Below are 12,159 nucleotides of genomic sequence, written 5' to 3'. Positions count from 1 at the left end.
TATATATCCCTGTTCCTCCTCTAACTATTTTTGCTTATTCAAAAGGTAAGGTGACTGTGCTTAACCAAAATTCTTCTATCCCTTTGACAATTTTAAACAGTTCATTGAGATTGCGAGATTTAGTAATGTAGCAATTGACGTGCAATTCATAACTATAATAAATGTCCTCCTCGTTGCGCGATGTCGTTAAAACAACAACTGGAATTCTTTTCAATTCAGGATCAGATTTAATTTCAGCAAGCACTTCTCGACCATCTTTACGGGGAAGATTAAGATCGAGCAGAATTAAGTTAGGACGGAGAGCATCACTATACTCTCCCTCTTTGCGCAAATAGGCCATTGCATCCATCCCATTCCTGACGATAATCAGTTCATGAGAGACAGAACTACTTTTCAGCACTTCTTGAACTAAGCGGATATCAGCTTTACTGTCTTCCACCAACAAGATAATTTTGTGCTTGGCGACCTCTTCTGCGATCACGTTCACGGCCTCCTATGGGAATGGTAAAATAAAATGTGGCTCCTTGTCCGAGTTCAGATTCTACCCAAACTCGTCCTCTGTGACACTCAAGAATTTTCTTACAAATTGCTAACCCCATTCCAGTCCCTGGATATTCATCCCGTGTATGCAGACGTTGGAAAATGACAAAGATTCGTTCAGAAAACTGAGGCTCGATTCCAATTCCATTATCACGTACCGCAAATAACCAGACATCCTCTAAGCGTTGTGCGCTAATGGATATTTCTGGGGGTTGTTCGCTACGGAATTTAATCGCATTTCCGATCAGATTTTGGAACAATTGCATTAATTGTGTACTATCGGCCAAAATCGTCGGTAGGGGATCATGAGTAATCTTAGCACCTGTTTCGGCAATTCGTCCCCGTAGATTAGCTAAAGCTCTGTCTAAAGCGGTTTCAGCATTAGTCAGTTGATATTCTACTCCCTGCATATCCACTTTAGAATAAGCTAAAACATCATCAATCAGAGTTTGCATTAAACTAACACCCTCGACGGCGAAATTGATAAATTCTTTCGCATCTTCATCGAGTTCCCCTTGATAGCGCATTTCTAGCAATTGTACATAGTTAGCGACTTGGTTAAGGGGTTCTTGTAAGTCATGGGATGCAACATAGGCAAACTTTTTCAATTCAGCGTTAGACCGTTCTAAATCTTGTGCGAGTTGGGCTAATTCATCCGCTTGTCGCAGTACAATGTTAACGATCGCTTTTCTGAGTTCTAAAGCTGCATTGACTTCGACTTGTTTCCAAGGAAGCGAGGATAAACGTACTGTTTCTTTCCACAATTCAAAAGATTTACGCGGACACAAACGGAGATTACCATTATTATTAGTCGTAGAGAACGCTTTATTGGGATCTCCTCCCCAGTTTACCGTCTGAATGACTTCGGGACGGAACCACAGAACATAATTTCGTTTAGATATTGGAATGGCTAAAAGTCCACTGGCAATATCTTTGTACTTTATTGCATCTGGATAAATCTGCGGTAAAGAATCTGTATAAAAGATCTCATCATTTACATTATTCTGTAACCATTGAATGAGATAGTTTAGTTCTTCTTCTTCGGGTGTTCTACCGACTAAGGTATAATTTCCACTAATACAAATCGCTGCACCCTGGGAACTGGTAACACTTAAAAGATTGGGGTTATGTTTGACTAAACCATTAATAAAATTATCATCTTGGGACATATAATCAATCAAAAGCGATTGAGTGTAATTTAGTCTCATCCGATAATCATAATCTTCGGTTTCTTCACGGGAGGAAATTTCAGAAAATACAACACGTCCTAAGAATTCGCAAGCTTTACGCAATTCATAGGATACATATTTCGGGGTTTGATGATGACAAGCAATAATTCCCCAAAGTTTTTGATCTTTAATTAGAGAAATCGTCAGAGAAGACCCCACATTCATGTTATGAAGATATTCTAAATGGCAAGGTGAGGCACTTCTGAGGATCGAATGGGTAAAATCAATCGGTTGCTCAATAATAGGATTAATTGCAGGAATGAGTTGAACTGATGAAGCTTTCGCATCAGGAATCAAACGAATCCAATTAGAACTTAGTAATTGTCTTGCGGGTTTAGGAATATCTGTTTCAGGAAAACGTAAACCTAAATAAGATTCTAATTCATCTAATTTATCTTCTGCTAACACATCACCGTGATTATCTTCATCAAATCGATATAACATGACGCGATCAAAGTCGGTCATTTTGCGAATTTCTTGAACAATCACTTGACAAAAATCATTAAGTGTGGATGTTTCTTCAAGTTTATTAATCGAAGTTTTTGCTAGATGATAGAAACTCAAAAAAGGAATATTTTCATAAGAGATCGCAGGTTCTAATTCTAGGATGAGCATTCCTTGAGAATTACGATGGAAAATGCCATCAAATACTACATATTCATCCCCTTGAACTCTAGCCCAAACTTTAGACGGATTGAGAAAATCAAAATTGTCGTCTTGAATCCCTTCTTTGATGCGTTCAAGTTGGAAAGAATCAAAAATATCTTCTAAGTTAGCGTCTAAAATTTCGTCAATTTGTAAACCTAAAATCTGTTGAGCATTACTACTTACTTGGACAATGTTTAAATCGGGTTCATCTAGAACAAAAACAACACCATGAGGTTGAATTTGATGATATAAATGAATCGGTTCTTCGAGACGAGCTAGATCAGGATTTTGAGCGGAAAAGTCTACCTGAGTCATAAGTTTTACTCCTAAAAAATTCTTTTTTTCTCTACCCTTTTGGGTTTTGTTTTCTCTGTTTAAGCTAAAAAAATGAACCAATTTAGCTATCAATGGAATGAGTAATAATAACTATTTTTATCTAAGGGTTGGATTGGCTATATAGTAGTATAGCTTACAGATTTTTAATTCCTCTTTGAGTTTCTATTAACTATTGCGTTGTTTTTTCAAGCAACTGTAAGGAAAAGATGTGAATGATATAATAAATTCATATTTGTTATTATTTCGTTATAAAACTTGATGACAATTGCTAAAAATCCAGTTGTTCTCGTTCATGGGCTTTATGATACAGTCACCGTGTTTGATACAATATCGACTGATTTAGCTCAATCAGGCTGGTTAGTTCATTCACTTAATTTAATTCCTAATTATGGGAGTGCTAAACTCGAAATCTTAGCTTTACAACTGGCTGAATATATTACTCATACCTTTCCAGCAGACCAACCTATTGATATTATTGGCTTTAGTATGGGTGGTTTAATTACAAGATATTATTTACAACGATTAGAAGGAATCAAAAAAGTCCAACGCTATATTAATATTTCAGCACCTAATCGAGGAACAACGATCGCATATTCATTACCCCTACCTGGAATTGTCCAAATGCGTCCCGATAGTGATTTTATCAAAGACTTAAATCAAGATTGCCAACATCGATTAAATCAAATCAAATGTACTTTTATCTGGACACCCTACGATTTAATGATTGTACCTGCTAGTAGTACTTTGTTAGGCATTGGACGAGAAATCCAGATACCAGTTATCCTTCATGCGTGGATGGTTAAAGATCAACGGGTACTCAAAGCAATTAAGGAAGCGTTACTCGAACCAATTATGTAATAGAGGTTACAAAAGAAGAGAAAAGTTTAGATTAGAAGCTAATTTTACAAATATTTTAGAAATACAGAGTTATATTAATTTATATCTTGGTTAAGACTTTAAAGAATTTAGAGTCATTGAACCTTGTATGCTGAGTATAGATATCTTTCGATCGCGGGTCAAGAAAATATTTCTTTTAGTCCTAAGGAAAGCTACTGAAGGATAAACTTTACTTTTTTTACCCACTTAAAGTAACCGCTAATCCTCATTCAGATTATGATGTCCAAAAGAAAGAAAAAGTATACTTGTGATCAAAATCTGATCACGTGGGAAGATAGGCAACAACAAAAAAATTCTTGGGAAGCGACTTTTGCTCAAGATCCAATTGATTTGAGAACACTACCTAAAAATGTTGTTCTTAAAGCAAGAGACATTATTGAGGGATTAGAAAATCACAGAAATTATAGGGATTACCATGGTAAACGTCTACGTCACGATCGCTTTATTATTAGTATTCCCGTGACACGTCATTATCGTTTACTTTGTCGTGATTATGGAACGTTTTTAGTTCCTGTTTCTGTAATCTCTCATGAGGATTATAACGTGTGTAAGCCTGGGGGATGAAAGAAGACGAAATGGAAAATAGTACAATAGAAAATGGTGAACTATTGATTTGACCTCTGGTAACGTATGCAAATTTATTTAGACTACAGTGCAACCACTCCACCACGTCCAGAAGTTAAAGAAAAATTACAATCAGTTTTAACCCAACACTGGGGAAACCCTTCAAGTTTACATACTTGGGGAAACAACGCCGCAACTGTAGTCGAAACCGCTAGAATACAAGTCGCTAGTCTAATTAACGCAATAGATCCAGAATCAATTATTTTTACCTCTGGAGGAACTGAAGCGAATAATCTAGCAATTATGGGAGTAGCAAGAAAGTACAAAACACCCCAACACATTATTATTTCGAGTATAGAACATTCTTCAATTTCTGAACCTGCACGACTTTTAGAGGAATGGGGATGGGAAGTCACCCAGTTAAAAGTCAACCGAACTGGTAGAATTAACCCCATTGATTTAAAAAATGCGATTCAACCGAATACCGTTTTAGTATCGATTATCTATGGACAAAGTGAAGTCGGAACCCTACAACCGATTGAAGAATTATCCCACATTGCCCGCTCGCGTGGAATTCTTTTTCATGTTGACGCGGTACAAGTCGCGGGAAGATTACTCATTAATATAGAACAATTAAACGTCGATCTTCTTTCCCTATCCAGTCATAAACTTTATGGTGTACAGGGTGCAGGTGCATTGTATGTTAGAGAAGGAGTGGAATTAGTGCCTTTACTGGGGGGTGGAGGACAAGAAAATCATTTAAGATCAGGTACACAAGCAGTATCAACTATAGCCGCTTTTGGAGTCGCCGCAGAATTAGCAGCAACAGAATTAGAAACAGAAACCCCACGTTTAATTAGTTTACGCGATCGTCTATTCGATTTACTCGCCGATTGTCCCTATCTCATTCCCACAGGTGACAGACTTTATAGATTGCCTCATCATGTCAGTTTTATTGTAGTTGCACCTGAGTCTGAGCAGATTACAGGTAAAACGATGGTACGTCAACTGAATCTCGCAGGAATCGGCATTAGTTCGGGTTCAGCGTGTCATAGTGGTAAACTTAATCCCAGTCCAATTTTATTAGCGATGGGTTATAACTCCAAAGAATCTCTAGGTGGAATTCGTTTAACATTAGGCAGAGAAACCACCATAGAAGATATCGACTGGACAGCAATGGTTTTAAAACAAATTTTAGATCGCTTAATTCCCCCTTTGGCGGTTATTAGATAGTTATTGTGTAAAGTTCTTAGTTGTGATGTAATGATTTTATTCAACTTAATTAAACAATCTGTCGAACAAAGAACAACGCAAACGTGGACAATTTAAAAATAATTTTTAGCAAAATTAAAGTTTTCTATCGTATTTTATTAGAAAATGAAGCTCATTAAAGCCAATTATGATACTTATAGTCTGTTGACATTTACTTATTTTTCAGAAATAAGACTCTAACTTAACCAGCGTATGGACATTACAAAACAATTTGGTGAGAGAGTAAGATACTTTAGAAAACTTAAAAAACTTTCACAAGATGAACTAGCAGACTTATGCAATTTACATCGTACATATATCGGCTCTGTTGAACGTGGTGAAAGAAACATAACTTTGATTAATGCAAACAAGATAGCTAATGCTTTATCTGTAAATCTAGCTGATTTAGTGAGTAATGATGACTGAAAGAGAACTAGAAAATATTTTAGAAAAGTATCAAAATTCTTTTATTGAAAAGGTTTATGGCGCAGAAAATGAAGAAGATGATTTATTGATGAATGTATTTAGCATTCCTCCTGCACTAAAAAGAGAAAACGGACAGTATTGGGGACGCCAACTCGGTATGTGTTGGCAGAAGTTAGTTATTAAAACGTGTGAAACATATTGTCAAAATTTTCAACCAGCATTGAGAGTAGACAAAGATGAACCTTGTGATCTTATTGTAGGTCAATTTGCAATAGATACAAAATATCGTATTGGCTCAGGTGACTCTGGAAAACATAAAACAATCAAATCTTATGGCTCTTTGTTGAGAAATTTTAACTATGAACCAGTACTTTTAATTCTTAGAGAAGATAATCTACCTGCTGCTATTAAAGCGTGTAAAGTTGGAAAGTGGACAGTTTATACTGGGGATGATTCATTCAATTTTATTCAACAAATTAGCGGTTTTGATTTAAAATTATTTCTTAGTACGAGAGCGGTAGCATACCCTGTGAACCGATAAATTTGTCGAGTCGCTTATTAATTATTTCTACATATTCAGGTACTATTTCAACACCAATGTAGTTAATTTGTAATTCTTTAGCTGCTAATAATGTGGTTCCTGAGCCAGCAAAAGGATCAATAATAATTGAGTCTTTTAAGGGAGGGACAAATATTTCAACAAGCTTTTTCATTAAAGCAATTGGTTTAACTGTACAGTGTAGATTAAAGTCTTCTTCTTTTTCCCGTGGGATGCCTTCAAGAATATTAGATTGAAAACCACCGTCTAGAGTTTTAGTATAAAAAAGACCAGTACCATAGTCTAGTAAAGTTTCTATATAATTATTAACAAGAGGTTTTTGCAATACACAAATTGATTCCCACTCGTTTCTAAGACAGCTATGCCAACCCTCCCACTGTTCAGGATTATCACAGCCTTTTCTTTCTAATTGTTTTTTAATATTAATACCTTTAGGAATACCACTTGATCTTCTGTAAACGAGCATATCTCTTGCATAAAAACCAGCGTTTTCAAGTGCTACTTGTACATGGGCTACAGTACGTGTGCTGTTAAAAACAAGAACTGTTGCACCTGGTTTACAAATACGAAAAAGCTGTTCACCCCATTCAAAACACCATTTTTCATAATCCAGTATATTATTACGATTTCTTTGATACCATTTTTTATTTCTTACGCCGCCAGCTAAACCACTACCATAAGGAATATTTTTAACTAAAGTTTTATTGTTTTTCTTATTAATTCTTTCAATACGTCTTTTAATTTCTGAGTTATCCCACTTGTGACCAATAAATTCATAATTGTAAGGAGGATCAGTAATACACGCAGAAACATAATTTTCTGGAAGTGTTTGCATGACTTGTCGGCAGTCGCCAAGCAATATTTGATTTAAAGGAACTTTTTTCATTTTCTAGAAAATCATTCAAGCAAGATGATACTTATAGTATTCATTTTGAGTCAAAATGTCAACTATAATGATAAACTTGAGTTAACTTTATTGCTAAAATTTGATGATTTTTGATTATTACGGTCTAGCAAAGTAAAAATTTGTGACGATTCTATAACGTTCTACACCCATAAAAATTTGTAACATTAAACAATAAAGACATAATCTAAAGATTTATTCTTAATCTATTAAACCTAATAACTTAATCAAAATGCTACAAGTTCCTAATACATTAGAAGAAACAATTAATCAGGCAAAAGAAGCGACAAAACTCGCCTTAGAAGACGGATTAAGACGGATTCAAATTGAGTTAGTTATTCCAGAAATTGCTTTAGAAGCACAACCATTAGCCTTAGAATTTGCGTCCTTATTTGAATCTTATCAATCGGGATTAAAAGTTATCTTCGCGGATACGGGAGCCGCCGCCTTAGCACGTCGTGACTGGGGTGAAACGTGGTTTAAAGTTACTGATTTAGGAAGTCGTTTTACAGGGATAGAAACAAAAATCTCACCTGATGACCAAATCTTTTTACTAATTTGTCCTTCTTCAACAGAAGTGCAAATCGTCGAAAAATTGTGTAATTTAGCAGAAGATCGCCCTGTTATTCTTCTAATTCCTCAATTAGAAGATGTTTCCATTGTTGGAATTGGATTTGCTGCTAGACAGCTACGAGAACGTTTTTTAAATAGTCTGACTTCTGCTTATTATTTTAGGCCCCTAGAAGACGTAATTGTCTTGCGTTCTTATCCGTCTTTATGGCAAGTGTGGCTAGAAAAAGATGGAGCATATGAACTAATTGCCGAAGAAACGCAAAAACCCGCAGGTGATACTTTAGAGATCATCGTTAATCGTGCGATTCAAAAAGAGCCTAATCCGACTACAGAAACACCGAAACCAAGAAAAACAGGATTATTAGGGAATATGCAACGAATCTTAAAAGCCTTGAATCAGTAATCAGTTAAAAAGTGTAATAGAACATTTGAATTATGTTGTGGCGACCTCAAAACTGTCTTTAACTGAATTTGACTTTGAATCTTAAACAGGCGATCGTCTTATATCTATCTCATTCTATAACAATCGCCTGTTCTACACCTTTGTTATTCAACAATAGATGCAACTTCAGACTCCACCATGTGGGGGTATAAAATCCCTTGAGCAAACTTATAAGAATTGGTTTGAGCGATTTCAGTATAAGAATGACGCACTTGGGAATTAACCGCTACCGTCGTCGTATCATACATCTGTGTCGCTAGTTTCGGATAGAACCCAATTCCAACAATGAGAACCAAGAAGCAAACCGCGATAAACACTTCACGAGGTCTTGCATCACTGTAAACTGCATTCATCGGTAATACACAGTTAGTTCCAAAACACACCGCCTCATCTTCACCAAGTCTAAGATTTTTTCCTTCAATCTCACAGGTGGGGGCTGTACCCGGTTCAAAAAAGACCTGTCTGAGCATCGAAAGGAGATAAATTGGCGTTAGAATTAGACCAACTGCGGCGAGGAAAACGGTTACAGTACGGAACGGTGAACTATAGATATCACTGGTTGTTACTCCGACAAATACCGCTAATTCACTCGCAAACCCACTCATTCCTGGAAGGGCTAAAGATGCCATTGCACCAGCAGTGAATAAAGCGAATACTTTCGGCATTACTTTACCAATACTACCCATTTCATCCATCCAGAGGGTATGAGTGCGATCATATGTAACACCAGCGAGGAAGAAGAGTAAAGCAGCAATTAAACCATGAGACAGCATTTGTAACATTGCACCACTGATACCGACATCTGTAAAGGATGCAATACCAAGTAGAACAAAACCCATATGGGATACTGAAGAATAAGCTAGACGACGTTTCATGTTCGTCTGACCAAAAGAACTAAATCCACCGTAGATAATATTAATAACACCTAACATTGCGAGGACGGGTGCAAAGTAAACATGAGCATCAGGCAATAAACCTAAATTGAGGCGTATTAAACCATATCCACCCATTTTTAGTAATACACCCGCAAGAATCATCGAGACTGGTGCAGAAGCTTCACCATGAGCATCGGGTAACCAAGTATGTAAAGGGAAAATCGCTAGTTTGACACCAAAGGCAATCAATAAACCAGCATAAAGGAATAATTCTAAAGCAAGGGGATAATCTTTTAGTCTGAGTTCAAACATATCAAAGGTCGGTTGTCCACCACCATAGAGTGCCATCCCTAGACCCGCGATTAAAATAAATATAGATGCAGCAGCAGTATATAGTAAGAATTTGGTCGCAGCATAACGGCGTTTTTGACCGCCCCAAATGGAAACCAGTAAGTAAACAGGAACCAGTTCTAATTCCCACATGATGAACAGTAAGAGAACATCTTGGGCAACAAAAACCCCAATCTGTGCCGCATACAGCAATAACATGAGGAAATAGAATAAACGAGGTTTGCGATCAACTTGCCACGATGCTAGGATCGAAAGCGTGGTTACAAGTCCTGCTAAGAGTACCAGAGGCATCGATAAGCCATCGACCGAAACCGACCAACTAAAGCCAATTTGTGGTACCCAATCATACTTTTCAGCTAGTTGAAAACTAGAATTACTAACGTCGTAATTTTTCCAAAATACAAAGCACATTAAGACGAAATCCGCAAGACCTACGCCCAAAGAAAATAGGCGTACTGTTTTGCCGTCTTTATCAGGTAATACAGGAATAGCGAAGGCTGCAACGAGGGGAAGCAGTACAATAATACTTAACCAGGGAATTTGCTCGAACATGATGACAATGAGGATAAATACCTATCTGGGATATTGCTATTGTATTAAACTTTGTAAACATTTGTGAAATATTCTTTTCTCTAAACAACCATAGTATTTTATCAATGAATTAAACAATTTATATTTACAGGTTACTATTGCTATTTTTCCCTATCCAAAAGCCAAGAATAGGCGATCGCAATGATTTAGAGTGATAATGATAATATTCTGTATAAATGCCGTTCAGGAGTAAATAGAATGTCAGAAGATAGATTAGAAAAACTTGTTGAGTCTAATGCTAAATCGATACAAGCGTTGAGTGATGCGGTAGCAAGAGATTGTGAAGCATTTAATCAAGAACGCAAAGAATGGGCGCAGGATCGTCGCCGTGTTTTTGAATGGATGGCGCGTTTAGCAGCAGCACAAGCTGATTTTTATGAAATGCAAGCAGATCATCTTAGTCATTTAGATCGAATCGACGATCGCCTTACTGATATCCTCGATCGTTTAACTCCAAAACCTGATCAATGACAAACTTAGTTTAAAATTTGTTAATTTGAGCAAATTTATTACAATACCTAGCGAGAGCGTTTTAATTCATCTAAAGCTAAGTCCCTATAGTAATCAGCTATAGATAAATCTGGATTAATGTTGATAGCTTTTGTAAAATCTTGAAATGCTGCTTGATAATGTCCTAAATCATAGTTAATATTTCCTCTTAGGTAATAATTCTCTACATTATTAGGATTAAGAGTAATAGCTTCAGTAAAATCTTCTAATGCTTCTTGAGCTAATTCAAAAATTTTTTTATCCACTTCGGAAGCCTCTTGATTTATTTCTGCATATAAAACTAGATCAGTATAATAAGCATCAATTCTTTGATATTCTAAAAACTCTGCACTTATTTATAACTCTTCTTGTAATTTCAACTTAGCAATTCCTCTTTTGCTGTAAGCCTCTGCAAAATCAGACTTTATTCTAAGAACTTTCGTAAAATTTTCTATTGCTTCTTTGTGCTTTAGTTCTTTTATTTTTTGATTTCTCAAGTTATAGTAAAGTAATAATTGGCTTGAATTACTAAGCAGGGTTTATACAAAACAATATAGTTGAAAGAAACATTTTTTCTAGGAATAAGGCTATTTACACCAGTTAATAAATTATTTTTAATGATTTCAGGTAAGCAAGTATTATGACGTATTTTTAAATTTCCGATATTACTAGAACGAAGCAATCTTAAAGACAAATTTTGTTTAACAAGATTTTCTATGCTTTGAAATAGAGTCATTACTGATGGATAATTACAAAAATCACCAATAATTAAAATTGCTTCATTTTTTAAAACACTAAATAAATAATTTAGATTGTCTAAAAAAACTTCTTGTTATAAAACTAACTCATTCAAACAATTTTGGAAAAATAAAATATCTGCTTTTCTGATTTGCTGATCGTACTGAATAAATGCTCTCTCTGACAATAAATTAATTTGATGAGGAATTAAACCCGTAATTTGTTAATTACATTCAAATAGCACATAGTTTCTAGTCAAATATCTACTTAATGACCAACTATGCCAATTTATATCAAAAGTATTTAATTGTATTTTGTTTGATAAATTTGATTGATCATTAATAAAATGCTCAGTGCTACTGATTCAGGTGCGGGGCCTGCTGCAAAAAAGCAAGCTGTTAATCCTTCATTATTTTCCAATAACTTTCTTGTTATAACCTCTTTTAGATTTTCAGTAGTATTACTATCTTGAAAAGTCTCTAAACTTTTAAAGATTTCATATGCCATATTTACATACTGAGGAAAATAAGCCAACATATAAGCAGCTTGAATATTACTCGCTGTATAATCAATCTGTACTGAGTTAGTTCTATAAGCTTGTCGAAGTTGTATCACGTTTTCTTGTAAACTTTTGAGGTGAAGAAAATTTGTGTATTACCTGTAAATACACCTTGAGGGGTAATTGTCGCTAGTCGAGAGAGAAAAGCATCTCTAAACTCTGGGGCAATGGCACCCATAACAACAAC

Annotated in this window: 14 protein-coding genes; 7 read left to right on the top strand and 7 right to left on the bottom strand. The window is 35.6% G+C overall.

The genetic code is table 11. The annotated features are described in order from the left end of the window. Positions 1 to 34 precede the first annotated feature (34 nt). A complete protein-coding gene (locus tag CFPU101_RS13610) occupies positions 35 to 478 on the bottom strand; it encodes a response regulator (protein ID WP_374191955.1) in 444 nt (147 codons plus the stop codon). Then, complete coding sequence (locus CFPU101_RS13605) at positions 426 to 2,732, bottom strand: ATP-binding protein (RefSeq protein ID WP_206815887.1); 2,307 nt, start codon at positions 2,730 to 2,732, stop codon at positions 426 to 428. The genes CFPU101_RS13610 and CFPU101_RS13605 overlap by 53 nt, the downstream gene beginning before the upstream one ends. A gap of 279 nt (positions 2,733 to 3,011) precedes the next feature. Here CFPU101_RS13605 and CFPU101_RS13600 point away from each other — a divergent pair, with 279 nt between their 5' ends. The 5 genes from CFPU101_RS13600 (at position 3,012) to CFPU101_RS13580 (ending at position 6,432) form a co-directional block, all read left to right on the top strand. Further along, positions 3,012 to 3,611 carry a triacylglycerol lipase gene (locus CFPU101_RS13600; RefSeq protein ID WP_206815886.1) on the top strand — a complete coding sequence of 200 codons (600 nt, stop codon included), beginning with the start codon at positions 3,012 to 3,014 and terminating at the stop codon, positions 3,609 to 3,611. A gap of 258 nt (positions 3,612 to 3,869) precedes the next feature. Then, positions 3,870 to 4,214 carry a hypothetical protein gene (locus CFPU101_RS13595; protein WP_374191954.1) on the top strand — a complete coding sequence of 115 codons (345 nt, stop codon included), beginning with the start codon at positions 3,870 to 3,872 and terminating at the stop codon, positions 4,212 to 4,214. A gap of 66 nt (positions 4,215 to 4,280) precedes the next feature. Further along, on the top strand, positions 4,281 to 5,447 hold the full coding sequence (locus CFPU101_RS13590) for a cysteine desulfurase family protein (protein ID WP_206815885.1): 1,167 nt from the start codon (positions 4,281 to 4,283) through the stop codon (positions 5,445 to 5,447). A gap of 231 nt (positions 5,448 to 5,678) precedes the next feature. Further along, a complete protein-coding gene (locus tag CFPU101_RS13585; RefSeq protein ID WP_206815884.1) occupies positions 5,679 to 5,891 on the top strand; it encodes a helix-turn-helix domain-containing protein in 213 nt (70 codons plus the stop codon). After that, positions 5,881 to 6,432, top strand: a complete 552-nt coding sequence (locus CFPU101_RS13580) for a restriction endonuclease (protein WP_242577960.1) — start codon at positions 5,881 to 5,883, stop codon at positions 6,430 to 6,432. The genes CFPU101_RS13585 and CFPU101_RS13580 overlap by 11 nt, the downstream gene beginning before the upstream one ends. On the opposite strand, the gene CFPU101_RS13575 is transcribed toward CFPU101_RS13580, so the two are convergent. Beyond that, positions 6,395 to 7,336, bottom strand: coding sequence for a site-specific DNA-methyltransferase (locus tag CFPU101_RS13575; RefSeq protein WP_206815883.1), 942 nt, complete (start codon positions 7,334 to 7,336; stop codon positions 6,395 to 6,397). The genes CFPU101_RS13580 and CFPU101_RS13575 overlap by 38 nt on opposite strands. 250 nt (positions 7,337 to 7,586) lie before the next feature. Here CFPU101_RS13575 and CFPU101_RS13570 point away from each other — a divergent pair, with 250 nt between their 5' ends. After that, positions 7,587 to 8,330 (top strand): DUF1995 family protein, encoded by a 744-nt coding sequence (locus CFPU101_RS13570; protein ID WP_206815882.1) that lies wholly within the window; start codon positions 7,587 to 7,589, stop codon positions 8,328 to 8,330. A 143-nt stretch (positions 8,331 to 8,473) separates the two neighbouring features. Here the strand turns inward: CFPU101_RS13570 and CFPU101_RS13565 are convergent, their stop codons facing one another. Further along, positions 8,474 to 10,147: an NAD(P)H-quinone oxidoreductase subunit 4 gene (locus tag CFPU101_RS13565; protein ID WP_206815881.1), complete on the bottom strand. Its 1,674-nt coding sequence runs from the start codon at positions 10,145 to 10,147 to the stop codon at positions 8,474 to 8,476. A gap of 237 nt (positions 10,148 to 10,384) precedes the next feature. On the opposite strand from CFPU101_RS13565, the gene CFPU101_RS13560 reads away from it, so the two are divergent. Beyond that, the gene (locus CFPU101_RS13560; protein WP_206815880.1) at positions 10,385 to 10,657 is read left to right on the top strand and encodes a hypothetical protein; all 273 of its coding nucleotides are present in this window, start codon (positions 10,385 to 10,387) and stop codon (positions 10,655 to 10,657) included. A gap of 47 nt (positions 10,658 to 10,704) precedes the next feature. Here the strand turns inward: CFPU101_RS13560 and CFPU101_RS13555 are convergent, their stop codons facing one another. The 3 genes from CFPU101_RS13555 to CFPU101_RS13545 form a co-directional block, all read right to left on the bottom strand. Next, on the bottom strand, positions 10,705 to 10,941 hold the full coding sequence (locus tag CFPU101_RS13555) for a tetratricopeptide repeat protein (protein ID WP_206815879.1): 237 nt from the start codon (positions 10,939 to 10,941) through the stop codon (positions 10,705 to 10,707). A gap of 90 nt (positions 10,942 to 11,031) precedes the next feature. Then, a complete protein-coding gene (locus tag CFPU101_RS26285; RefSeq protein ID WP_206815878.1) occupies positions 11,032 to 11,172 on the bottom strand; it encodes a tetratricopeptide repeat protein in 141 nt (46 codons plus the stop codon). A gap of 544 nt (positions 11,173 to 11,716) precedes the next feature. Further along, the gene (locus CFPU101_RS13545) at positions 11,717 to 12,028 is read right to left on the bottom strand and encodes a hypothetical protein (RefSeq protein ID WP_206815877.1); all 312 of its coding nucleotides are present in this window, start codon (positions 12,026 to 12,028) and stop codon (positions 11,717 to 11,719) included. Positions 12,029 to 12,159 lie beyond the last annotated feature (131 nt).

It is taken from the genome of Chroococcus sp. FPU101 (genome assembly GCF_017312365.1).
Classification (GTDB): domain Bacteria; phylum Cyanobacteriota; class Cyanobacteriia; order Cyanobacteriales; family Microcystaceae; genus Chroococcus.
Note: the sequence above shows the minus strand (reverse complement) of the source record. Positions and strands in the feature narration are given on the sequence as shown.